This is a genomic window from Mycobacterium sp. NGS26, from assembly GCF_059813025.1.
On record NZ_JCALDU010000003.1, the window covers coordinates 373,481 to 397,092 of the forward strand.

Annotated in this window: 22 protein-coding genes and 1 tRNA gene; 18 read left to right on the forward strand and 5 right to left on the reverse strand. The window is 68.0% G+C overall.

Going from position 1 to position 23,612, the window contains the following annotated elements; all coding sequences use genetic code 11:
* Positions 1 to 183 precede the first annotated feature (183 nt).
* The 5 genes from AC5Y6X_RS12675 (at position 184) to AC5Y6X_RS12695 (ending at position 3,889) form a co-directional block, all read left to right on the forward strand.
* Positions 184 to 1,575, forward strand: a complete 1,392-nt coding sequence (locus tag AC5Y6X_RS12675; RefSeq protein WP_324680928.1) for a glycine--tRNA ligase — start codon at positions 184 to 186, stop codon at positions 1,573 to 1,575.
* A gap of 102 nt (positions 1,576 to 1,677) precedes the next feature.
* Positions 1,678 to 2,871 (forward strand): PPE family protein, encoded by a 1,194-nt coding sequence (locus AC5Y6X_RS12680; protein WP_324680930.1) that lies wholly within the window; start codon positions 1,678 to 1,680, stop codon positions 2,869 to 2,871.
* 136 nt (positions 2,872 to 3,007) lie between these two features.
* Complete coding sequence (locus AC5Y6X_RS12685; protein WP_420715961.1) at positions 3,008 to 3,235, forward strand: hypothetical protein; 228 nt, start codon at positions 3,008 to 3,010, stop codon at positions 3,233 to 3,235.
* Between the two features lie 57 nt (positions 3,236 to 3,292).
* Complete coding sequence (locus AC5Y6X_RS12690; protein WP_324674753.1) at positions 3,293 to 3,589, forward strand: WXG100 family type VII secretion target; 297 nt, start codon at positions 3,293 to 3,295, stop codon at positions 3,587 to 3,589.
* Between the two features lie 15 nt (positions 3,590 to 3,604).
* Positions 3,605 to 3,889 carry a WXG100 family type VII secretion target gene (locus AC5Y6X_RS12695; protein WP_324680932.1) on the forward strand — a complete coding sequence of 95 codons (285 nt, stop codon included), beginning with the start codon at positions 3,605 to 3,607 and terminating at the stop codon, positions 3,887 to 3,889.
* Between the two features lie 26 nt (positions 3,890 to 3,915).
* On the opposite strand, the gene AC5Y6X_RS12700 is transcribed toward AC5Y6X_RS12695, so the two are convergent.
* The gene (locus AC5Y6X_RS12700) at positions 3,916 to 5,880 is read right to left on the reverse strand and encodes a TPM domain-containing protein (RefSeq protein ID WP_324680934.1); all 1,965 of its coding nucleotides are present in this window, start codon (positions 5,878 to 5,880) and stop codon (positions 3,916 to 3,918) included.
* 77 nt (positions 5,881 to 5,957) lie between these two features.
* On the opposite strand from AC5Y6X_RS12700, the gene AC5Y6X_RS12705 reads away from it, so the two are divergent.
* From AC5Y6X_RS12705 to dnaG, 3 genes are read left to right on the forward strand one after another with little or no spacing between them, the layout of a single operon-like run.
* Positions 5,958 to 7,217 (forward strand): deoxyguanosinetriphosphate triphosphohydrolase, encoded by a 1,260-nt coding sequence (locus tag AC5Y6X_RS12705; protein WP_324680936.1) that lies wholly within the window; start codon positions 5,958 to 5,960, stop codon positions 7,215 to 7,217.
* Positions 7,218 to 7,228: 11 nt separating this feature from the next.
* A complete protein-coding gene (gene sodC, locus AC5Y6X_RS12710) occupies positions 7,229 to 7,828 on the forward strand; it encodes a superoxide dismutase[Cu-Zn] (protein ID WP_324680938.1) in 600 nt (199 codons plus the stop codon).
* 26 nt (positions 7,829 to 7,854) lie between these two features.
* On the forward strand, positions 7,855 to 9,771 hold the full coding sequence (gene dnaG / locus AC5Y6X_RS12715) for a DNA primase (protein WP_324680940.1): 1,917 nt from the start codon (positions 7,855 to 7,857) through the stop codon (positions 9,769 to 9,771).
* Here the strand turns inward: dnaG and AC5Y6X_RS12720 are convergent.
* A complete protein-coding gene (locus tag AC5Y6X_RS12720; RefSeq protein ID WP_324680975.1) occupies positions 9,746 to 10,012 on the reverse strand; it encodes a hypothetical protein in 267 nt (88 codons plus the stop codon). The two genes, dnaG and AC5Y6X_RS12720, sit on opposite strands and share 26 nt — an antisense overlap.
* Positions 10,013 to 10,150: 138 nt before the next feature.
* Here AC5Y6X_RS12720 and AC5Y6X_RS12725 point away from each other — a divergent pair.
* Positions 10,151 to 10,223: transfer RNA gene (locus AC5Y6X_RS12725), tRNA-Asn, on the forward strand.
* A 134-nt stretch (positions 10,224 to 10,357) separates the two neighbouring features.
* Here the strand turns inward: AC5Y6X_RS12725 and AC5Y6X_RS12730 are convergent.
* Genes AC5Y6X_RS12730 through cysK form a run of 3 tightly spaced genes read right to left on the reverse strand, consistent with a single transcriptional unit; the run spans position 10,358 to position 13,688 of the window.
* The gene (locus AC5Y6X_RS12730) at positions 10,358 to 12,016 is read right to left on the reverse strand and encodes an NAD-dependent malic enzyme (RefSeq protein WP_499986769.1); all 1,659 of its coding nucleotides are present in this window, start codon (positions 12,014 to 12,016) and stop codon (positions 10,358 to 10,360) included.
* A 59-nt stretch (positions 12,017 to 12,075) separates the two neighbouring features.
* A complete protein-coding gene (gene cysE / locus AC5Y6X_RS12735) occupies positions 12,076 to 12,753 on the reverse strand; it encodes a serine O-acetyltransferase (RefSeq protein WP_324680944.1) in 678 nt (225 codons plus the stop codon).
* A gap of 2 nt (positions 12,754 to 12,755) precedes the next feature.
* Complete coding sequence (gene cysK, locus AC5Y6X_RS12740; protein WP_324680946.1) at positions 12,756 to 13,688, reverse strand: cysteine synthase A; 933 nt, start codon at positions 13,686 to 13,688, stop codon at positions 12,756 to 12,758.
* A 237-nt stretch (positions 13,689 to 13,925) separates the two neighbouring features.
* On the opposite strand from cysK, the gene AC5Y6X_RS12745 reads away from it, so the two are divergent.
* The 9 genes from AC5Y6X_RS12745 to AC5Y6X_RS12785 all read left to right on the forward strand — a co-directional run bounded on the left by AC5Y6X_RS12745 (position 13,926) and on the right by AC5Y6X_RS12785 (position 23,603).
* The gene (locus AC5Y6X_RS12745) at positions 13,926 to 14,051 is read left to right on the forward strand and encodes a hypothetical protein (RefSeq protein WP_499986771.1); all 126 of its coding nucleotides are present in this window, start codon (positions 13,926 to 13,928) and stop codon (positions 14,049 to 14,051) included.
* Between the two features lie 555 nt (positions 14,052 to 14,606).
* Positions 14,607 to 15,374, forward strand: coding sequence for an MlaE family ABC transporter permease (locus AC5Y6X_RS12750; RefSeq protein WP_499986772.1), 768 nt, complete (start codon positions 14,607 to 14,609; stop codon positions 15,372 to 15,374).
* Positions 15,371 to 16,219, forward strand: a complete 849-nt coding sequence (locus AC5Y6X_RS12755) for an MlaE family ABC transporter permease (protein ID WP_499986773.1) — start codon at positions 15,371 to 15,373, stop codon at positions 16,217 to 16,219. The genes AC5Y6X_RS12750 and AC5Y6X_RS12755 overlap by 4 nt, the downstream gene beginning before the upstream one ends.
* Before the next feature lie 5 nt (positions 16,220 to 16,224).
* The gene (locus tag AC5Y6X_RS12760; protein WP_499986775.1) at positions 16,225 to 17,490 is read left to right on the forward strand and encodes an MCE family protein; all 1,266 of its coding nucleotides are present in this window, start codon (positions 16,225 to 16,227) and stop codon (positions 17,488 to 17,490) included.
* An 11-nt stretch (positions 17,491 to 17,501) separates the two neighbouring features.
* Positions 17,502 to 18,518: an MCE family protein gene (locus tag AC5Y6X_RS12765; RefSeq protein WP_499986776.1), complete on the forward strand. Its 1,017-nt coding sequence runs from the start codon at positions 17,502 to 17,504 to the stop codon at positions 18,516 to 18,518.
* Positions 18,515 to 19,693, forward strand: a complete 1,179-nt coding sequence (locus tag AC5Y6X_RS12770) for an MCE family protein (RefSeq protein WP_499986778.1) — start codon at positions 18,515 to 18,517, stop codon at positions 19,691 to 19,693. The genes AC5Y6X_RS12765 and AC5Y6X_RS12770 overlap by 4 nt, the downstream gene beginning before the upstream one ends.
* Positions 19,690 to 21,015, forward strand: a complete 1,326-nt coding sequence (locus AC5Y6X_RS12775; RefSeq protein ID WP_499986779.1) for an MCE family protein — start codon at positions 19,690 to 19,692, stop codon at positions 21,013 to 21,015. Before AC5Y6X_RS12770 ends, AC5Y6X_RS12775 begins: the two co-directional genes overlap by 4 nt.
* Positions 21,012 to 22,133 carry a virulence factor Mce family protein gene (locus AC5Y6X_RS12780; protein WP_499986780.1) on the forward strand — a complete coding sequence of 374 codons (1,122 nt, stop codon included), beginning with the start codon at positions 21,012 to 21,014 and terminating at the stop codon, positions 22,131 to 22,133. Before AC5Y6X_RS12775 ends, AC5Y6X_RS12780 begins: the two co-directional genes overlap by 4 nt.
* Positions 22,134 to 23,603: an MCE family protein gene (locus AC5Y6X_RS12785; protein ID WP_499986781.1), complete on the forward strand. Its 1,470-nt coding sequence runs from the start codon at positions 22,134 to 22,136 to the stop codon at positions 23,601 to 23,603. It begins immediately after the preceding gene.
* Positions 23,604 to 23,612: the final 9 nt, after the last annotated feature.

The window sequence follows — 23,612 nt, forward strand, 5'->3', positions numbered from 1 at the left end:
AGAGTCATCACCTCGAGAAGTCTCGGGCCATAGCAGCGCCCGCCGTCGGACGGGCGTGGGCTTCCTCCACTGTCACATGCATGATGACGCATGTCAAAGACCGCGGCGCTGGTCGATACCATGACTGATGTTTTGCGCACGGCGGTCGATCGCCGCCGGTGCGGACCCCGACCCGGAAAGGGAGTGCACCGCCCCGTGGCGTCCGTCATCGACACCGTAGTCAACCTGGCCAAACGGCGTGGCTTCGTCTACCCCTCGGGCGAGATCTACGGCGGCACGAAATCGGCGTGGGACTACGGCCCGCTGGGCGTGGAGCTCAAGGAGAACATCAAGCGGCAGTGGTGGCGGTCCGTGGTCACCGGCCGCGACGACGTCGTCGGAATCGACACGTCGATCATCCTGCCGCGGCAGGTCTGGGTGGCCTCCGGCCACGTCGAGGTGTTCCACGACCCGCTGGTCGAGTCGCTGATCACCCACAAGCGCTACCGCGCCGACCACCTCATCGAGGCCTACGAGGCCAAGCACGGGCATCCGCCGCCCAACGGGCTGGCCGACATCCGCGACCCGGAGACCGGCGAGCCCGGCCGCTGGACCGAGCCGCGCGAGTTCAACATGATGCTCAAGACCTACCTCGGGCCCATCGAGACCGAGGAGGGGCTGCACTATCTGCGGCCCGAGACCGCCCAGGGCATCTTCATCAACTTCGCCAACGTGGTGACCACCGCCCGGCGCAAGCCGCCGTTCGGCATCGGCCAGATCGGCAAGAGCTTCCGCAACGAGATCACCCCCGGCAATTTCATCTTCCGGACCCGCGAGTTCGAGCAGATGGAGATGGAGTTCTTCGTCGAGCCGTCGACCGCCCCGGAATGGCATCAATATTGGATCGACACCCGCCTGCAGTGGTATGTCGACCTCGGCATGAATCCGGACAATCTGCGGCTGTGGGAGCACCCCAAGGACAAGCTGTCGCATTATTCCGACCGCACCGTCGACATCGAATACAAGTTCGGATTTCAGGGCAATCCGTGGGGCGAGCTGGAAGGCGTGGCCAACCGAACCGACTTCGACCTGGCGACGCACGCAAAACACTCCGGCGCCGACCTTTCTTTCTACGACCAGGTCACCGACACGCGGTACACGCCGTACGTCATCGAACCCGCGGGCGGGCTGAGCCGGTCGTTCATGGCGTTTTTGATCGACTCCTACAGCGAGGACGAGGCTCCGAACGCCAAGGGCGGGATGGACAAGCGCACCGTGCTTCGGCTGGACCCGCGGTTGGCGCCGGTCAAGGCCGCGGTGCTGCCGCTGTCGCGGCACGCCGACCTGAGCCCCAAGGCGCGTGACCTGGCCGCCGAGCTGCGGAAATGCTGGAACATCGAGTTCGACGACGCCGGCGCCATCGGGCGGCGCTACCGGCGCCAGGACGAGGTCGGCACGCCCTTCTGCGTGACGGTGGACTTCGACTCGCTCGAGGACAACGCCGTCACCGTGCGCGCGCGCGACGACATGACACAGGAGCGGATCGGCATGGACGCCGTCGCCGATTACCTGGCGGTGCGGCTCAAGGGCAGCTGATCCGCCAATCCGCCTGGCTCTTTTGTCGCCGGATTGCCTTAGGATCACTGTGGCGGGTTTCACATGTCTAGTCGCCGCGGGCGGGTGTGTGTAGAGGTTGTGATGTTCTTTCCCTGGTTGCCTCCCGAGATCAACTCGGCGCTGATGTACGCCGGCGCGGGTCCGGGACCGTTGCTCGCGGCGTCGTCGGCGTGGGACGCGTTGGCGGCGGATCTGGCGGGCGCGGCGTCGTCGTTCGACTCGGTGATCTCGGGATTGACCGGCGGAATGTGGACGGGCCCGTCGTCGCTGGCGATGGCGGCCGCGGCCGTGCCGTATGTGGCGTGGCTGAACGCCGCGGCGGCACAGGCCTCCGGCGCGTCCGCGCAGGCCTTGGCGGCGGCGGCCGCGTTTGAGACGGCGCAGCTGGCCACGGTGCATCCGTCCGCGGTGACGGCCAATCGGCTGAGGTTGATGGTCCTGATCGCCACCAACTTCCTGGGTCAGAACACGCCGGCGATCGCGATGACCGAGCTCGAGTACCTGGAGATGTGGGCCCTCGACGTGGCCGCGATGACCGGTTACCACGCCTCGGCCATGTCGGTGGCCTCGACATTGCCGTCGTTCAGCGCGCCCCCGGTGGGCCTGGCGGGGCTCGGCGCGGGGCTGGGCAACATCTTCTCCTCGATCGTGTCCTCCCTGTCGGGCCTGTTGCCGGTCGGGGGCCTGGCGGGCGTGGCCGGCCAGATCCAGACCCTGATAGCGGGGATTCCCGCCGCCCTCAGTAGCGCAGTGGGTCAGCTGTCGGCGACGTTGTCGGTGCCGGTGGCGTCCTTGGTGTCGGTGGCGCAGGCGGGGATATACCCCGCGAGCATGGTCGCGACGCCGATGATGGGCCTGGCGCAGGTCGCGAACGTCGCGAACGGAGCGGGGTTGGTCAGCTCGGTGACCCCCGGGATGTCCAATGTCCCCCAGTTCGTCGGTTCGCCTGCTCCCCAGCTGAATCCCCTGAGTAGCGCCGCCACCGGTTTGGGGCCGGTCGGCGCGGGGATCGGTCAGGCGCGGTTCGTGGGCGCGATATCGGTGCCGCCGACCTGGCAGGGGGCGATGCCGATGCGCCTGGCCGCTCCGGCGATGTCCGCGCTGCCCAGCGCCGCGTTGGCCGAGGCCGCTGAGGTCGCTCCCGCGACCGCCGGACCGGTGTCACCGATGCCCGTGGGTGTGGGCGCCAACGGCGTGCCCAAGAAGATGACGGGCCGCGGCGTTCACGTGGTGCCGACGCGGCCCACCGTCGTACCCCGGACCGGGGCCGGATAGGAATGGTCAATCCCCGATATCAAGGTCGGGGCTGATTTACGATAAAGGCGCTTGTGTGAAAGGGGGCATCGTGTTATTGCCTCTTGGTTCGCCATTGCCGGACGATGCGGTGTTGGCATTTCGGGGTGAATCGGGTCTGCTCGGTCGCTTGTCGGTTCCGATGAGTTGGGGCGTGGCCGTTCCCCCCGACGACTACGACCATTGGGCACCGAAACCCGAAGAGGGCGCCGATGCCGACGACAAGATCCCCGACGCGCGCAATTCCGAGGCGGCGCCCGAAGAAGAGTGGGAAGGCGAAGCCGAGCCCCGCTTCGAGGTGCCGCGGATCACGGGTGTGGTGCCACATTCTCCGGCGGCCGGTTGACGCCCCAAGACAGCCGCCGATCTGGCTGAACACATCGAGTCGAGAAGGAGACACCCAATGCCAGCACGTTTTATGACCGACCCGCACGCGATGCGGGCCATGGCGGGCCGCTTTGAGATGCACGCTCAGACGGTGGCCGACGAGGCGCGCAAGATGTGGGCGTCCTCGCAGAACATCGCCGGCGCCGGCTGGAGTGGGCAGGCCCAGGCGACCTCCTACGACACCATGGGCCAGATGAACCAGGCGTTCAACAACATCGTCAACATGCTGCACGGGGTCCGCGACGGGCTGATCCGCGACGCCAACAACTACGAGACCCAAGAGCAGGCCTCGCAGCAGATCCTCAGCCACTAGCGGGAGAACACCGATATGACGATCAATTACCAGTTCGGCGATGTCGACGCCCACGGCGCGTTGATTCGCGCGCAGGCCGCCTCGCTGGAGGCCGAGCACCAGGCCATCGTGCGCGATGTGATTGCCGCCGGTGACTTCTGGGGTGGCGCCGGCTCGGTGGCCTGCCAGGAGTTCATCACCCAGTTGGGCCGCAACTTCCAGGTGATCTACGAGCAGGCCAACGCCCACGGGCAGAAGGTGCAGACCGCCGGCAGCAACATGGCCAGCACCGACAGCGCCGTCGGGTCCAGCTGGGCCTGAGCCCGTTTGGCCGGTGCGCGGGCGCCCTAGAAGCGCCCGCCGCCACCCATGAAGCCGCCCCCGGACGAGGCGCCGCCGAACGACGCGGGGCTCCAGCCGCCGAACCCTCCCCGCATGCCGCCGCTGAGCAGGTCGCCGAGGATGATTCCGCCGAGCAGCGCGCCGGTGTCGTCGCCTCTGCGTCCGGCGTAGGCGCGTTGCGCCGATTGCACATCGGCGTTGGCCAACGACTGCGCGGTGGCGGCCAGCGTCGACGCCGCGTTGGCGTGCGCGATCGCCTCGGCCGGGTTGGCCGCCTTCTTGTCCCGCGCGGCCGCCAGGTGCCGGTTGGCCTCGGCGAGCCGGGTCCGGGCCTCGGGTCCGACGCTGCCACGCCGGGTGTCGATGTATTCGGAAACCCCGCGCACCCGCGACTCGGCGGTGAACAAGGCCTGTTCGAGGGAACGGTTGAGCCGTTCGGCGTTCGCTCGTTCCTCGGCGAGGGTGGCCAATAGCCGGTTGAGGTCGGCGTCGGCCTTGGTCAGCCGGGCGAACGCACCCAGCGGATCGGTGGCGCCGCCGCTGCGCGCGCCGTCGACGGCGTTGGCGGCCGCGTCCCGCGCCGCGAGCAGCTCGCCGCCGTGGGCGGACTTGGCGTTCCGGTCGCGCAGTAGCTCGTCGGCGTGCTCGATGCCCGCCTGGACGTCGGCCATGACGGACGGCAGCTTGTCGATGGCGTGCCGGATGTCGCCGGCCGCGCTGTCGACCGCATCGAGCAACGTGCGCGCCTGGCCGAGCGCCGACTCGGCGGCGTGGTAGGCGTCCACCAGGCCGGTCTGCTGCCCGCTCACCGCCTTGTCGGCGAGGGCGCGGGCCGAGCCGATGTTGCGGTCGGCGAACGCCAGCCGCTGCTTGGCGGTCGTCACGTTCCCGGAGACCGAAGCCAGTGCGGCGGGGTCGAATTCGTTGTGCAGCTCGGCCAGCCGCTGTTCGGCCGGGCCGAGGCGGCTGGTGAGCTCGACCACCTGCCGGGTCAGCGCGTCCAGCCGCGAGGGCGCGTTGATCACCAGATCCCGCAGCTTCTCGAACGCCTCGGCCTGCGACTCCAGTTCGCGGTCGGCGCGCGCCGCCGACACGATCACGCGGGTGAGCAGCTCGCGACGCCGCGCCGGTGTCTCGGGTATGCCGTCGTCAAGCTGCTGTCGCACGGTAAACGCTTGGGACAGAGCCGCTTTGGCGTTGTCCACCGCTCGGGTGAACGGTTGGGTCCGCTCTTCGCCGAATTCGTCGACGGCAAGGGCGAGTTCGTTGGAGCTGGTGCGCAGCGCGTTGTCGACCTCCACCACCATCGAGCGGGACAGGTCGTCGAGGGCCTCCAGCGGCACGGCGGCCAGCGCATCGGCGTCCGTCGGGTCGACTCGCCGCGCCGCGGCCAGCGCGGCGCCGCGGCGCCGCCGGGCGCGAAAGCGCATGACCGACACCAGCACCGCCGCCGCGATGACGATGACACCCAGCGCCACCAGCAGAACCACCCGGTTGGCCGATCCGGGCGGCGCGTCGAGCCCGTCGGCCGCGGCGACGGCCGCGCCGCCGAAGTCGCCGGCGTGCAGCGCGGGTTCGATCCGGTTGTGCCGCAGGCTATCCACCTGGCTTCGGGTGACGCTGCGCACGGCCGACGGCACCAGGAACGCGTACGCCCGGCCGGCGGTGGCCACGGCCAGTAGCGCGTCGTAGTCGCCCAGGTCGCTGACGCTGATGGTGCGCTTCGCCCAGTCCTCTGAGCTCTGCCCGGAGAAGTCGTCGACGTAGACCACCCACAGCCGGATGTGGCGATCGGTGTAGAGCTTGTCGACGGAGGAGGTCACCGCGGCGCGACCGGACTCCGACAGGACACCGGCGTTGTCGGTGATCTGCCCCGGCAGCCGAAACGGCGGTTGCGCGACGGCCGCGGGGGCCAGCAGCAGCCCCGTGGCGAGGATCGCCAGGATCACACCGAACAGGCGAGTGCGCATACGTCAATCTAAAGCCCGGCCCGCGGTGCGGCCGAGCGGGCATCGAGGCGCGCCCGTCCCTGGCAGACTGTGCTGCGGTGGCCGCAAAACAGCAAGATCCCTACGACGACTTCGACCGTCAGCGACGGGTGCCCGAAGCGCCGAAGACCGCGGGCCTGCCGGGCACCGAAGGCCAGCATCGCACCGACTTCGCGCGGGACCGGGCCCGCGTCCTGCACAGCGCCGCGCTGCGCCGGCTGGCCGACAAGACGCAGGTCGTCGGGCCGCGGGAGGGCGACACCCCGCGCACCCGGCTGACGCATTCGCTGGAAGTGGCGCAGATCGGCCGCGGCATGGCGGTCGGCCTGGGCTGCGACCCCGATCTCGTCGAGCTCGCCGGCCTGGCCCACGACATCGGGCACCCGCCCTACGGCCACAACGGCGAGCGCGCCCTCGACGAGGTCGCCGCCGCCTACGGCGGCTTCGAGGGCAATGCGCAGAACTTCCGAATCCTGACCAGCCTCGAACCGAAAGTGCTTGACGCGCAAGGAGACAGCGTCGGGCTGAACCTGACCCGCGCGTCGCTGGATGCGGTCACCAAGTATCCGTGGACGCGCCGCGAGGGCCGGGCCAAGTTCGGGTTCTACGCCGAGGACCTCGAGCCGGCGCACTGGGTCCGCCGGGAGGCGCCCGCGGACCGGACCTGCCTGGAGGCGCAGGTGATGGACTGGGCCGACGACATCGCCTATTCGGTGCACGACGTCGAGGACGGCGTCGTTTCGCAACGCATCGACCTGCGCGTGCTCGCCGACGACGACGAGGCCGCCACGCTGGCCAGGCTGGGGGAGAGCGAATTCTCCCGGCTGAGCGCCGACGACTTCATGGCGGCCGCGCGGCGGCTGTCCGGGCTGCAGGTGGTCGCCGCGGTGGGCAAGTACGACGCCACGCTGGCCTCGTCGGTCGCGCTCAAGCGGTTGACCAGTGAATTGGTGGGACGCTTCGCCTCGGCCGCGATCGCCACCACGCGCGCCGCGGCCGGCCCCGGGCCGCTGGCGCGCTATCGGGCCGATCTGCAGGTTCCCGACCTGGTGCGCGCCGAGGTGACGCTGCTGAAAATCCTGGCGCTGCAGTTCATCATGTCCGACCCGCGGCATCTGGAGACGCAGGCCCGGCAGCGCGAACGCATCCACCGGGTGGCGCAGTGGCTGTACGCCGGTGCGCCCGGAACCCTCGATCCGGTTTTCGCCGCGGCGTTCACCACCGCCGCCGACGACGGCGCCCGGTGGCGGGCCGTCGTCGATCAGATCGCGTCCTACACCGAAGGCCGGCTGGAACGCATCGACACCAGGCGGGGCTAGGCTCGGAGCCTATGACCAAACTGACCGCCGTCGCCGCCCTGCTGTCGCTTCCCGTCCTGGCCGTGAGCGCATGCAACTCGCCCCAGCACCCGAGCACGCAGCCCGGCACCACGCCGCCCGTCAAGAGCGGAGCACCGGAATCGTCGACGACGGGCAGCCCGTCGCCCGGTGCCGCATCGCTTTCGGCCCAACTGAACGCGCCCGACGGGCGGGCCGTGGCCACGGCGACGTTCGACTTCACCGGCGGCTACGCCACCGTCACCGTCAAGACCGTCGCCACCGGAATCCTGGCGCCCGGCTTCCACGGGCTGCACATTCACGAGATCGGCAAGTGCGAGCCGAACTCCGTTGCGCCCGGCGGCGGCCCGCCCGGGAATTTCCTGTCCGCGGGCGGTCACTACCAGGCGCCCGGGCACACCGGGAAGCCCGAAAGCGGCGACCTGACCTCGCTGCAGGTGCGCCAGGACGGCTCCGGCTACCTGGTGACCACCAGTGACGGGTTCACCAGGGACCAGCTGCTGGGCGGCAACAAGACCGCGTTGATGCTGCACGGCGCGGACGACATGGCGATGGACCGGGTCGCGTGCGGCGTCATCGGCCCGGCCAGCTGAACCGGCCGGGGTCTTAGACTGGGCCGATGGCTGGCCGTATCTCCGAGCGCGATATCGCCGCCATCCGCGAACAGGCCCGCATCGAGGATGTCGTCGGCGACTATGTGCAGCTGAAGCGCGCCGGCGCCGACTCGCTCAAGGGCCTGTGCCCGTTCCACAACGAGAAGTCGCCGTCGTTTCATGTCCGCCCGAATCACGGCCACTTTCACTGTTTCGGCTGCGGCGAGGGCGGCGACGTGTACGCGTTCGTCCAGAAGATCGAGCACGCCAGCTTCGTCGAGGCCGTCGAGCTGCTGGCCGACCGGGTCGGGTACACGATCAGCTACACCGGCTCGGCCACCAGCGTGCAGCGCGACCGCGGCAGCCGCAGCAGGCTCGTCGCGGCCAACGCCGCCGCCGCGGAGTTCTACGCGGCGGCGCTGCAGTCCGCCGAGGCGGCGCCCGCCCGCCAGTACCTGAGCGAACGGAACTTCGACGCCGAGGCGGCTCGTCGTTTCGGCTGTGGGTTCGCGCCGTCGGGCTGGGATTCGCTGACAAAACACCTGCAGCGCAAGGGTTTTGAGTTCAAGGAGCTGGAGGCCGCCGGCCTGTCCCGGCAAGGGCGGCGCGGGCCGATGGATCGCTTTCACCGCCGCCTGCTCTGGCCGATCCGCACGTCGGCCGGCGAGGTGATCGGCTTCGGGGCGCGGCGGCTGTTCGACGACGACCCGATGGAAGCCAAGTACATCAACACCCCCGAGACCCAGCTGTACAAGAAGTCGTCGGTGATGTTCGGTATCGATCTGGCCAAACGCGACATCGCCAAGGGGCACCAGGCGGTCGTCGTCGAGGGCTACACCGACGTGATGGCGATGCACCTGTCCGGGGTCACCACGGCCGTCGCGTCGTGCGGCACCGCGTTCGGCGACGAGCATCTGGCGATGCTGCGCCGGCTGATGATGGACGACAGCTTCTTTCGCGGCGAGCTGATCTACGTGTTCGACGGCGACGAGGCCGGCCGCGCCGCCGCGCTCAAGGCCTTCGACGGCGAGCAGAACCTGGCCGGGCAGTCCTTCGTCGCCGTCGCCCCCGACGGCATGGATCCCTGCGACCTGCGGCTGAAGTCGGGCGACGGCGCGCTGCGCGACCTGGTCGCGCGGCGAACCCCGTTGTTCGAGTTTGCGATTCGCAGCGCGATCGCCGAGATGGACCTGGACAGCGCCGAGGGCCGGGTCGCCGCGCTGCGCCGCTGCGTGCCCATGGTGGGCCGGATCAAGGACCCGACGCTGCGCGACGAGTACGCCCGCCAGCTCGCCGGCTGGGTCGGTTGGGACGACGTCGCGCAGGTCATCGACCGGGTGCGGGGCGAGGCGAAGAGGTCCAAGTCGCCCGTGCGGGGCGGCGCGAGATCCGAGGCCCCCGGTCGGGTCGTCCAGCAGCCGCGCGCCGCGGCCGAGCCCGCCGCCGCCCGGCCCGACCCGCGCGACCCCACGCTGTGGCCCCAGCGGGAGGCGCTCAAATCGGCGTTGCAGTACCCGGCGTTCGCCGGTCCGGTGTTCGACGCGCTGCCCGTCGAGAGCTTCACCCATCCCGGGTATGCCGCGGTGCGCGCGGCCATCGACGCGGCCGGCGGCACGTCGACCGGTGCCACCGGGGCGCAGTGGATCGACGCGGTGCGCCGGCACACGACGTCGGACCTGACCGCGGGCCTGATCAACGAGCTGGGGGTGGAGGCCGTCGCCGTCGAGGACGAGCGGCTGCCGCGCTACATCGCCGGGGTGATGGCCCGCCTGCAGGAGGTGTGGATGGGCCGGCAGATCGCCGAGGTGAAGTCCAAACTGCAGCGCATGTCGCCCATCGAGCAGGGCGACGAATATCACGCGCTGTTCGGTGACCTCGTCGCCATGGAGGCCTATCGGCGCAGCCTGCTGGAGCAGGCTAGCGGCGACGATCTGACGGTGTGAGCACCCCGTCCGCGGGCCGCTCGACGACGGCCGTCTGCTCGTCGATCTCGGTCAGCGTCACAAATCCCGCATCGGGCGAGATCCGATTCGCGATCTTGCGGCGGCCCCCCTCGATCATCGACTTGGCCACGGGACTGCTGGTCAGCGCTCGATAGGTGCCGGCGAGCTGCTCGTATCGGCGCCGCCCGGCCTTCGAGCCCAGCACGTAACCCAGCGCAAGCACCACGACATACCGGATCAAAGCGTTCCTCCCGACGATCGATTGCTCCATCCTGCCTCACCCGCCCGGGTGACCGCCCGTCCGCTCCCCTGAGCCGGGCAGTCCGCCAGTTGGGCGCGGTTATGCCAGTACGCTAGAGTCGTCCGGCGATCGGGTTAGTCCCCTGTAGCTCAATTGGCAGAGCGTTCGGCTGTTAACCGAAGGGTTCCTGGTTCGAGTCCAGGCGGGGGAGCGGGCTGGCGCCGTTTCGGCCGTTGACTGTGAACACAGGGCTTTCGCGGTGAGCCCAGGGCGAAAAATCTGGGCGGATCCCACCGTCAGCGCACGCTCGAAGCCCAGGATTCACGCTCGAAGCCCCGAGCCGACTTAGTCGTACACCGGATACCACATTGTGTCGCGCACGGCCCGGGCCGCGTCGTCGTGCTGCCTGGTGGCAACCCCGTCGTCGACGGCGGCGTGATAGACGGCCTCGGCGACCGCGGCCGAGATGTCGCGCAGGTTTTGCACGTCCGGCAGCAGCGAATCTGCCGGGCGTGTGGGACTGGCTTGCCGCACAACGGCTTTCGCCGCCGCCTGCAGCATGTGCCGGGTGAGCAGCCTGGCCCCGGCGACGATGATGCCCAGCCCGATCCCGGGAAACACCAGCACGTTGTTGGCCTGCCCGATGCTGTAGGTGGTGGCGTTGTGGTCGACGGGGGCGACCGGGGTGCCGGTGGTGATCAGCGCCCTGCCGTCGGACCACTGCAGCAGGTCGGCCGGCATGGCCTCCATCTGCGAGGTCGGGTTGGACAGCGGGAAGATCATCGGGTGTTCGCACGACGCGGTCATCGCCTCGACGACCTCCCGGTCGAACGCGCCGAACACGGTCGAAAAGCCCACCAGAACGGTCGGCGACGCCAGCTTGATCGCGTCCACCAACCCGACCCGAACCCCGCCGGCTTTTCCTGTTCCCAAGCCCAGCCGCCGGCGGTTCTTCGCGTAGGGCACCTGGAAATCGCGCAGGTCGTCCATGTCGTCGAAGAGCAGGCCCTGCCTGTCGATCGGAAAGATCCGCGACGTGGCCTGCTCGACGGTGGCGCCGTCGGCGACCATCGCGTCGCGGATCTGATCGGCGACGCCGATGCCGGCGGTCCCGGCCCCGAAGACGATCACCTTCTGCTCGCGCAGCGGGGTGCCGGTGACGTGGCAGCCGCCGTAGACCGCGGCGACGACCACCGCCCCGGTGCCCTGGACGTCGTCGTTGAACACGCAGTAGTCGTCGCCGTAGGTCTGCAGGATCTTTCGCGCGTTGAGCGGCCCGAAGTCCTCGAAATGCAGGATCGCGTGCGGAAACAATTGGTGCGCGGTCTCGATGTAGCGCTTGATGAACTCGTCGTACTCGGCGCCGCGGCGGCGGGCGTGGCGATTGCCCAAATAGAACGGGTCGGCCAGCAGCTGCTCGTTGTCGGTGCCGACGTCGAGCGACACCGCGATGCACCGACGCGGATCGATGCCGCCGCCGGCGGTGTAGAGCGCCAATTTGCCTACGGCGATTTGGATTCCGCCCACACCCCAGTCGCCGATGCCCAGGATGGCCTCGGCGTCGGTGCACACGATCAGGTCGACGTCGTCGGGCCCCAGGCCGAACGTGCGAAAGGCCTCGCCGATCTCGTCGGGCTCGTCGATGCTCAGGAAAAGCCCGCGCTGCCCGCGGTATTCGTCGGAGAAGCGCTGGATCGCCTCACCGACGGTGGGCGTGTACACCACCGGCATCAGCTCGGTCAGATGGTCTTCCAGCACCTTGTAGTACAGGATCTCGTGCCGGTAGTGCAGCTGCTCGAGCAGCAGGTTGCGGCCCAGATCCGTTGCGAGGCTTTGTAATTGATGCCACACCCGGTCGGCTTGCTGATCGAGCGTGAGCACCGCCGAGGGGAGCCGGCCGGTGAGCCCCAGCCGCCGCCGCTGCTCGTGGGTGAAGCCGACCCCGCGGTTCAGGCTGGGCGCGGCCAACGCGGCCGGGATGCGCGGCGTGCAGGGATCGCTCATCACAACCTCCAGTGGTTCGGCCCGTCACGTCACGGTAGCGCCGCCCGGAGTCGGATGGGTCAGATGGAGAAGTCCTCGCCGTGCCACACCCCGGCCTCGGGCGGGCGGATCACGCGGCCGTTCTGCGGGCCGTCGCCGGAGGCCTCCAGCCTGGCCACCCTGGTGAGCAGGGAGTCGAGGCTGACTCCCACCAGATCCGGCATCATCGAATCGTCGGTGGCCGCCAGCTCGCCGATGATCTGCCCGGGGACCCCGACGACCACCGAACTCGCCGGCACCGGCTTTATCACGACGGCGTTGGCGCCGATCCGGGTGTCCTCGCCGATCTTGATCGGGCCGAGGACCTTGGCCCCGGCGCCGATGGTCACCCGGTCACCGATGGTGGGGTGCCGTTTGCCGGTGTCCCGGCCCGTGCCGCCGAGGGTGACGCCCTGATACAGCGTGACGTCGTCGCCCACCTCGGTGGTTTCCCCGATCACCACGCCGGTGGCGTGGTCGATGAACAGGCCGGAGCCCAGGACGGCACCGGGATGGACGTCGACCCCGGTGAGGATGCGGGTGAGTTCCGCGAGCGCCCGGGCGGCCAGCCGTGCGCCGCGGTGCCAGAGCCAGTGGCTGATGCGGTGGCCCCACACCGCGTGCACGCCCGGATAGCAGAAGATGACCTGCAGCACGGTGGGGTTGGCCGGATCCCGCTCTCGGGCCGCCTGAATGTCGCGCCGTATCGCTGCCAGCATGGCTAGTCGGCGAGGTCGGCGAACAGGACTGTGCTCAGGTACCGCTCGCCGAAGTCGGGGAGGACGACGACGACGAGCTTGCCCGCGTTCTCGGGGCGGCGCGCCACCTCCAGGGCCGCCACCGCGGCCGCGCCCGAGGAGATGCCGACCAGCAGCCCCTCTTCGGCGGCCAGCCGCCGCGCCAGGGCGAGCGAGTCGTCGTTGCCGACCGTGATGACCTCGTCCACCAGCTCCTGGTCGAGCACCGGCGGGATGAATCCGGCGCCGATGCCCTGGATCGGGTGCGGTCCCTTCTGGCCCCCGGACAGCACCGGTGAGGCGGCCGGTTCGACGGCGACGAACTGCGCCGACGGCTTGCGCTCCTTGATGACCTGGGCGACGCCGGTGATGGTGCCGCCGGTGCCGACCCCGGACACGACGATGTCGACCTTGCCGTCGGTGTCGCGCCACACCTCCTCGGCGGTCGTGGCGCGGTGGATCGCCGGGTTGGCGGGGTTCTCGAATTGTTGGGGCACGAAATACCGTTGGTCGCTCTTGGCGAGTTCCTCGGCCTTGGCGATGGCGCCGGGCATGCCGTCGGCGCCCGGAGTCAGCACGAGCTCAGCACCGTAGGCGCGCAACAGCATTCGCCGCTCGATGCTCATCGTGTCGGGCATGGTCAGCACGCATCGGTAGCCGCGTGCCGCGCACACCATCGCCAGCGCGATGCCGGTGTTGCCGCTCGTCGGCTCGAGGATGATCGTGTCGGGCTTGATCAGGCCGGCCTGCTCGGCCGCGTCGATCATGGCGACCCCGATGCGGTCCTTGACGCTGTTCGCCGGGTTGAAGAACTCCAGCTTGGCGACGACGTCGGCGACGGCGCCGTCGGTGACCCGGCGCAGCCGCACCAGCGGCGTCCCCCCGATGAGCTGTGTGACATCCTCGGCGATGCTCATGAAATTTCTTCCTAGTGTCGGTACAGGACTGCTGTTGCCGATGCGCCCGGTGCCGGGCGTAGCCCTTCGGTGACGCCGGGCGTCAGTGGGATTGGCACCTGAAATGGTCCTATGAGTTCGGGTTCGGCGGTTGCTTCGGTTGTTGACTGGTTGGGTTCGCTGCGGTCTGGAAAGACAGTGCTCGCCCGGCTGAGTAGGTAATTGTAATGGTTGCCCGGTCGGGCCAGCGTCTTGGTAGTGACGACCCCGGTTCGGCCGGAACGGGCGTCGCCGATTCGCGCCGGCGTGCCCGCCCCGCCGGAGCACACGCTGCCGTGCCCGGCCGACGCCCGGGCCGGGCCGGCCGTGACCCGCTCGTCCTGAAGCCGTCGCACACGACTCGCCCGTCATTCGCGTTGCGCAACACGTTCGACGAGATCGATGTTGCGAAACACCACCGATATCGGCAGTAATCCGTTCGTGGGCACGGCAATTACCCTCACACTGAACCAAACGCTTGCTTTCGAGTCGACTTCGCCGAACTGTGGGCTCGACGGCGATCGCCGGAACAGTCGGTGGTCGTGCACACGCGAGCGGGTCTCGGCATGACAGCACAAAGTTGGTGCAGCGCTTTCCATCTCGGCGCCGACGTCCCGTGCGCGAGGAGGCGCGACCGGTGGCCGGCACATGTGCGCGGACCGCCCGGAGCGAAATCCTCTGTCTGAGCGCGGCATGTGCGTCAGCCAGCATGCGGCGCAGCAACGAGATTTCTTCTGGTTGATTGCAAACCTACGCCGGGCATCGCTGTGCCCGTACGGTGCTGCAATGTTCTATGCGCGCAACTCGTTACGGCCCAACTGATTACACGCGGGTAAACATTGTTACGAAAATGGGGGACCGGATGAGCCGAATCGATCGCCGGCGGTCTGGACGGGGTCGATGAACGCCGCGACCATGGCCAGGCCCGCGAACGCGCTGGGCCAGTTCTTCGTGCTCAGCGTCGAATCGTTGATCGCCGCGGTGCGAGGGCCGTGGGCGTGGCGCGAACTGCTTGAACAGATCTGGTTCGTCGCCCGGGTCTCGATCTTTCCGACGATCATGCTGTCGATTCCCTACACCGTGCTCATCGTGTTCGTCCTGAACATCCTGTTGGTCGAGATCGGGGCCGGCGATCTCTCCGGCGCCGGTGCTGCACTCGCGTCGGTGACCCAGGTTGGGCCGGTCGTTACCGCAATGGCCGTCGCCGGTGCGGGGTCGACCGCGATGTGCGCCGACTTGGGCGCGCGCACCATCCGCGAGGAAATCGACGCGATGAAGGTGATCGGCGTCAATCCGGTTCGGGCTCTTGTGGTTCCGCGCATTATCGCCGCGACGTTCGTGGCGTTGCTGCTGTACTCGGTGGTCGCCGTGACCGGCCTGACGGGCAGCTACGTATTTGTCGTCTTCGTGCAGCACGTCACGCCGGGCGCTTTCATCGCCGGGATGACCCTCGTGACCGGGCTGCCGCAAGTGGTGATCTCGCTCATCAAGGCCACGCTGTTCGGGTTGTCGGCCGGCCTGATCGCTTGCTACAAGGGCCTATCCGTGGGCGGCGGTCCCACCGGTGTGGGGAACGCGGTGAACGAGACCGTGGTGTTCTCGTTCATGGCGCTGTTCTTCATCAACATCGTGGTCACCGCGCTCGGCGTGAAGGTGACCGCCAGATGACCGAGCTGGCAGGGGAACCGACGTGGATCGCGGGTCTCGGACCCCGCCTGGTTGCGGCCACCAGAAGACTGGGAGAACAGACCGCGTTCTATGGCCAGTCCCTGGCCGCCACCGCTGACGCGGTACGACGCTATCCCGGTGAGCTGCTGCGGCTGATCGCCGAGATGGGGATGGGCACGGGTGCGCTCGCGGTGATCGGCGGCACCGTCGGCATCATCGGCTTCCTCACCCTGACCACCGGCGCTCTGGTTGCCGTACAGGGTTACGACACCTTGTCCAACATCGGAGTCGAGGCGCTGACGGGGTTCCTGTCGGCATTCTTCAACGTCCGGATGATCGCACCCTGCACGGCGGGGGTGGCACTGGCCGCCACCATTGGCGCCGGCACCACCGCGCAGCTGGGCGCGATGCGCATCAACGAGGAGATCGATGCGCTCGAAGTCATGGGCATCCGCTCGATCACCTACCTGGCCTCAACTCGGATCCTCGCGGGGATCCTCGTCGTCATCCCGCTGTATGCGGTCGCGGTGTTGATGTCGTTCTTCGCGGCCAAGTTCGGCACGATCTACATCTACGGCCAGTCACGCGGCGTGTACGAGCACTACTTTTCGACGTTCCTGCGCCCCACCGACTTGTTCTGGTCGTTCTTGGCGGCGCTGACCATGGCGGCCGGTGTGATGGTCGTGCACACCTACTACGGCTTCACCGCGACGGGTGGCCCCGCCGGCGTGGGCGAGGCGGTCGGCCGTTCGGTGCGGTCATCGATGATCGTCACCGCCTTTGTGTGCCTGATGATTTCGCTGTCGATCTATGGGCAGTCCGGCAACTTCAATTTGTCGGGATGACGAAGATGAGCACCGAACACAGAAGGCGCAGCACGGGCAACACGGCCCGGCGGTCCAGGGTCGACCCGATCTGGTGGGCGCCAACGTTGTTCATCGTCGTGGCTGGGCTGATCGCGCTGACCGCCGCGTCGTTCTCGGGCGCGTTCCACTCCTCGATCCCGCTCACACTCGTGTCGGACCGCGCTGGGCTGGTCATGGAACCGGGCGCGAAGGTCAAGCTACGGGGTGTGCAGGTCGGCCAGGTCGCATCGATCGGCACCGACGTCAAGACGGCCCAGCTGCGGCTGAAGATGGAGCCGGGCCCCTTCAAATATCTGCCGAGCAACGTCGAGGCCGAGATCAAGTCGACGACGGCGTTCGGGTCGAAGTACGTCGACCTCATCGTGCCGGAGCATCCCAGCGCCACGGCACTCAAGGCGGGCGCCGTACTGCACTCGCGCAATGTCACCGTGGAGGTCAACACGGTTTTCGAGAATCTGCAGTCGGTGGTCCAGGCGCTTGACCCGGCGAAGCTCAACGCGATCCTGTCGGCCTTCGCCCAATCGGTGCGCGGCAAGGGCGATCGGATCGGGCAGGCGATCACCGATGCCAACGCCGTGCTGCTTGCCGTCAACCCCAGGATGGAAACGATTCAGCGGGACTGGCGTTTGTTCGGCAAGACGTCGGCCGCCTATTCCGATGCGGCACAGGACATCCTGTCGATCCTCGACTCGGCGTCGACCACCAGCGCAACTCTTACGGAAAACCAGCGGTCTCTGGATACGCTGCTGTTGTCGGCGGCGGGCTTCAGCCAGGCCGGCATCAACCTGATCGGCAACAACGAATCCAACATCGTGCGGTCGGTTGATCTGCTCGATCCGACCACGGCGCTGCTGAACAAATACTCGCCGACCTACACGTGCCTGTTCCAGGGTGCGCAATGGTACGTCGACCATGGCGGGCGAGACGCGTTGGGCGGCAACGGCTACTCCGTGATCCTCGACGCCGCGCTGCTCTTCGGTGACGACCCCTACCGGTACCCGAGAAACCTGCCGAAGGTGAACGCGACGGGTGGTCCGGGAGGCCGGCCGAGCTGTGGTTCGTTGCCCGACCCGAGCGCGAACTTCCCGGTGCGGGCACTGGTCACCGACACCGGTTGGGGCGCCGCACCGGACGAGATCCGTACCAACGTGGCCGCCGGCAATCCGTGGTGGGCCAACTATTTCCCGACGACGAAGAACCCTCCCGAGCCGCCGCGCTACTTCTTCCGCGGGGGGCAGCCGCCGCCATGAGAAGAAGAAAGATGTCGGCCGTGATTGTCCGGGTGGCGCTGTTCACGGTGATCTGCCTGGTATTCACCTTCGCGCTGATCGCGGTGTTCGGGCAGTTGCGCTTCGAGGACCGCACCGGCTATCAAGCGGTCTTCGCCAACATATCCGGCCTGAAGTCCGGGAACTTCGTGCGCATCGCCGGGGTCGAAGTCGGCAAGGTCGGCGACCTCACGCTGCACCGCGACGGCACGGTCACCGTCGGCTTCGCGGTGGACAGAGGGGTGCGGCTCACCGAGGGCACCAAAGCCGTCGTGCGCTACGAGAACTTGATCGGTGACCGCTATCTCGCGCTCGAGGAGGGCCCCGGCACCCCGGCCAGGCTGCCGCCGGGCGCGACGATTCCGTTGACACGAACGTCGCCCGCGCTGGACATCGACGCGCTGATTGGCGGCTTTCGCCCGTTGTTCCGCGCGCTGGATCCCGATCAGGTGAACGCGCTGTCCGGTCAACTGCTCCGAATTTTTCAGGGTCAGGGCGGCACCCTCGCCTCGGTCCTGGCGCAGACCTCGATGCTGACCTCGACCCTGGCCGGGCGCGGCGAGCTGATCGGCGAGCTGATCACCAACCTCAACACCGTGCTGCACACCTTCGCCACCCGCGACCACGAGTTCTCCGACGGCCTCGACAAGCTGTCGGCGCTCGTGGACGGCTTGGCCCAACGCAAGACCGACATCTCCACCGGGCTGGCGTACATCGACGCCGCCGCCGGATCGGTCGCCGACCTGCTGGTGCAGTCGCGTCAGCCGATCAAGGACGTGGTGCGCGAAAGCGACCGGATGTCCAGTCAGGTGCTGTCCGACCGCGAGTATGTCGACAACCTGCTCAAGGACCTCCCCGACATCTACCAGGTCTTGGCGCGCCAGGGCCTCAATGGCGACTACTTCGGCTTCTACTTCTGCGAAGTGCTGCTCAAGCTCAACGGCAAAGGCGGCAACCCGATCTTCGTCAAACTGTTCGGTCAGCCCAGTGGGCGGTGCACACCGCGATGAAGCGCATCAAACTCAAACCGCTCAGCCAGCGCAACCCGGTCGTGGTGGGACTCGTCGGCACGGTGATCGTGACCGGCGTCGTAATCGCGGCATTCCAATACAACAAGCTGCCGTTCATCAAGGACACCAACGACTACACGGCCTACTTCTCCGAGGCCGGTGGCATCAAAACCGGTAGCACGGTTCGGGTTTCCGGCATGGGCGTGGGCAGAGTCTCCGGCATCCGTCTCGAGGGCACCAAGGTCCGGGTCGGCTTCACCGTTCGCAAGAACATCCAGCTGGGCGACCGCACCGAAGCGGCGATCAAGACCGAGACCATTCTGGGCAGCAAGATGCTCGAGCTCACGTCGCGGGGCGAAGGAAGCCTGACCGGGCCCATTCCGCTGGAGCGCACCCGCTCCCCGTACGACCTTCCCGACGCGCTGGGCGACCTCACGACCACCATCAGCGGCCTGGACACCGCCCAATTGTCCTCTGCGCTGACGACATTGGCGAATACCTTCAAGGAAACCCCACCAGATCTCAGACCCGCGCTGCAGGGAGTGGCGCGGTTCTCGGAGACCCTCAACAACCGCGACGCGCAGCTGCGAAGCCTGTTGGGCAACGCCAACAAGGTCTCGTCGGTACTGGGCCGGCGCAGCCAACAGATCGCCGGCCTGGTTGCCAACTCCAACGCGCTGCTGGCGGCCCTGCTGGACGAACGGGACTCACTCGACGCCCTGATGAACCACCTCACCGCGGTCGCGCATCAGATCACGGGACTGGTCAACGACAACCGGGCTCAACTCAAGCCCGCCCTCGACAAGCTCAACGGGGTGCTCGAACTCCTGGACAACCGCAAAGAAGATCTGCAGCGAACCCTGCCCAAGTTCAAACGCTACGCGATGTCGTTCGGCGAATGCTTGGGCTCCGGCCCGTTTTTCAAGGCCTATGTGGCCAACCTGATTCCCGGTCAGATCAGCGGCCCGATCCTCGACGCGGACATGTATGACCGGTTCTTGGACCCAAACCAGAAGCTGCCGTCGGAGGCGGTCGACCCGCCCACCGGGACCCCGCCCGTCCCGCCGGAGAACGCACCGGTGCCGCTGTGGTCCCAGCCGCCGTCACCGCCCCCGTCGACCCCGCCGGTGCGGACCATCCCCCCGCCCTCACCACACGAGTTCGACGCGCCATGAACCGGAATCGGCGCACCCTTCGGATCCTGGCCGCCATCAGCCTTGCGGCCACATTGACGGTCTCTTCGGTGATTGTCGGGGCGAAGATGTGGAGCGGAGTCGAAAAGAACACGTACTCGGCATATTTCGCCGAGACCAACGGCCTCTTCGTCGGCGACGAGATTCGGATCCTCGGTGTCGCCGTCGGTGTGGTGGACAGGATCGAGCCGCAGCCCGGCAGCTCCAAGGTGACATTCTCCGTCGACAAGCAGTATGCGGTTCCCGCCGATGCCCGCGCGGCGATCCTGTCGCCGTCGCTGGTGACGTCTCGGGCGATCCAACTCGTCCCGGCGTACTCCGGTGGGCCGAGATTGGCTCCCGGTGCGTCGATTCCGCTCGGCCGCACCGCGGTGCCCGTCGAATGGGACGACTTCCGCAGGCAGCTGGAAAAGCTGACCGACGCGCTGCAACCCGCGGCTCCGGGCGGCGTGAACTCGGTCGGCGAGTTCATCAACTCGGCCGCGGACAACCTGCGCGGCGAGGGCGACACGGCTCGGGACACGGTAATCAAACTGTCCGAGGCGATTTCGGCACTCGGTGATCACGCCGACGACATCTTCAGCACCGTGCGCAACTTGCAATTGCTGGTGTCGGCGCTGTACTCCAGCACCGACCTGCTGGCCTCGTTCAACCAGAACCTGGCCGGTGTGACGACGCTGCTGTCGAACACGCCCAACGAGGTCGCCAACGCGGTCAAGGGACTGGATCAGGCGCTGGCGGACGTGCGCGAGTTCCTCGCCGAGAACCGGGACGCGATCGGCGTCACGTTCGACCGGCTGGGTTCGGTCACGACCGCGCTGAACGACAGCCGCGCTGACATCAAGCAGATCCTGCACATCGCCCCGACGGTCTTCCAGAACTTCCTGAACATCTATCAGCCGGCCCAGAGCGCGATGACCGGGATCATGGCGCTGAACAACTTCGCCGACATCCCGCAGTGGATCTGCAGCTCAATCGAGGCGGCGTCGCGCGCGCGGCTGGCGCGGGTGTCGAAGCTGTGCCTGCAATACATCAACCCGGTCATCAAGAACCGCCTCTACAATTACATCCCGATCGGCCTCAACCCGTTCGTCGGGACGCAGGCCCGCCCGAACGAGATCACCTACAGCGAGGACTGGCTCCGGCCCGGCCACACGCCGCCCGCGGCGGCCCCGCCGCCCGAGGCGCCCGCACCACCTGACCCGGCGCCACCCGTCGAGGCGCCGGCTCCGGGACCGCCGAACACCACGATCAGCCCGACGCAGGTGCTGCAGAACCTGATGCTGCCCGCGGGGCCGTCATGAGGCGCGCGATGGCCGCGGCGCTCGGTGTGGTGTGCGTTGCCGCGCTTGCGGGCTGCGGGTGGCGCGGCCTGAACTCGTTCACCCTGCCGGGCACCGCCGGCGGGGGGGCCGGCTCCTACACCATCCAGGCGCAGATGCCGGACGTGGTCACGATTCAGCAGAACACCCGCGTGCGCGTCGACGACGTCAACGTCGGCAACGTCACCAAGATCGAGCTGCAGGACTGGCACGCCCTGGTGACCATGCGCATCAACGGCGACGTTCGGCTGCCGGCCAATTCGACTGCCAAGCTCGGGCAGACCAGCCTGCTCGGCTCGATGCACATCGAACTCGCGCCGCCCAAGGACGAGCCGCCGGTCGGCCAACTCGGGAACGGATCGGTCATCCCGCTCACCCGCGCGAGCATGTATCCCAGCACCGAACAGACGTTGGCCTCGGTGTCGATCCTGCTGAACGGCGGCGGAATTGCGCAGCTGCAGGAGATCAACCAGGCGATCGCCAAGGCATTCGCCGGCCGGGAAAACGACATGCGCAGCCTGCTGGGCCAGCTGGACGAGTTCATCGCCCGCACCAACGATCAGACCGACGACATCATCGCCGCCGCCGAGAACCTCAACTCCCTGGCGGGTCAGGTGGCCGACAAGGACCCGGTCGTCGACAAGGCGCTGACGACCGTGCCCAGGGCGCTGGCCGTATTGGCCGACGAGCGCACCAAGATCGCCGACGCGATCGATCAGCTGGGCAAGTTCAGCGCGCTCGCGGCCGACACCATCCACCAGAGCAGGGAATCTCTGGTGAACAACCTGCGCAATATCGCGCCGGTGCTGCGGTCGCTCGCCGACGCCGGGCCGGCGCTCACCAGGGGCCTGGACGGCTTGGCGGCCTACCCGTGGCCGGCCTCCACCGTGCGCAATTGGTTCCGCGGCGACTACGCCAACCTCACCCTGGTCGTCGACTTGACGTTGAGCCGCATCGACCAAGGGCTTTTCACCGGCTCACGGTGGGAAGGCAATCTCACCCGACTCGAGCTGCAGTGGGGACGCACCATCGGCATGCAGCCCAGCCCGGCCACCGCCGGGAACCCGCTGACGTTTCCGTACCACAGCGGGGGGTACTGAATGCTGCGCCTCAATCGCAGGACATGGATCCAGTTGGCAGTTCTGTCGCTGGTGACGGTCTTGTCCTGCGGCGCAATGGCTTTGAACTTCATGAGGCTGCCGGCGACGGTGTTCGGGATCGGCGAATACAACGTCACGGTCGATCTTCCCCAGTCGGGCGGGCTGTATGAGACCTCCGTTGTCACCTATCGCGGCGCCGACGTGGGCCAGGTCAAGTCGGTCGACGTCACCGCCACCGGGGTGCGTGCCGTGCTCGCCATGCGATCAGCGGTCAAGGTGCCCTCCGACGTCCAGGCGTCGGTGCATAGCCGGTCGGCGATCGGCGAGCAATACATCGAACTGACCCCGCAGCCCGGCAGGGACGGGGGAAGTTCCCGGTCACTTCATGCCGGCGACGTGATTCCGGCCGGCCGTGTCGATGTCCCCGTCGACATCGGACATCTGCTCGACCTGACCAACCGTGCGCTGCAGGCGATTCCGCGCGACAACCTGCGCACGGTGATCGACGAGAGCAACCGGGCCGTCGCCGGCCTGGGGCCCGAGCTGTCCCGGATCGTCGACGGATCGACGGCACTGGCCATCGCGGGCGGCCGCACCCTCGACCCGCTCGCCACCCTGATCGACCAATCTCCTCCGGTACTCGCCTCCCAGGTCCGGACATCGGAATCGATCGCCAGGTGGGCCGACCGAACCGCGGCCATCATGGCGCAATTCAAGGCGCAGGACGCCGCGGTCCGAGACCTGCTGACGCAGGGTGGCTCCGGGCTGGAGGAGGGCCGCGCGCTGTTCGACCGGGTCGCGCCGGCCGTTCCCATGCTGTTCGCCAACCTCGCGAGCCTGGGTGACATCGCCGTCGTGTACCGCCACGACATCGAACAACTCCTGGTGCTGTTACCGCAGGGCATCGCCGCGATGGCGGCGATCGTCGTGCCGAGTTCCAACACCAAGCAGGAGTACCGCGGCGCGCAGCTGGACTTCAATCTCAACATGAACCTGCCGCCGCCCTGCACGACCGGCTATCTGCCGCCGACCCAGCGACGCTCGCCGGCCAGCGTCGACGCCCCGGACCGCCCGGCGGCGGACCTGTACTGCCGGTTGCCACAGGACTCGGAGCTCAATGTCCGTGGGGTGCGCAACATTCCGTGCGAGACGAAGCCGTGGAAGCGGGCACCCACCGTCGAGCTGTGCGAAAGCGACGAGGAGTACGTGCCGCTCAACGACGGCTACAACTGGAAGGGAGACCCCAACGCCACCATCACCGGCCAGGGCGTACCGCAATACCCGCCGGGGCAGGATCCTCGCCTCCCTCCGCCGCGCGACACCGCGCCGTCGACCCCGCCACTCGCCGTCGCGACCTACGACCCGGCAACCGGTGACTACGTAGGCCCCGACGGACACCGCTACACCGAGTCCGACCTGGCCCACCCCCGTGCCCACGACTGGCAATCGCTGCTGGTGCCGCCGCCGTAAGAGTGAAGG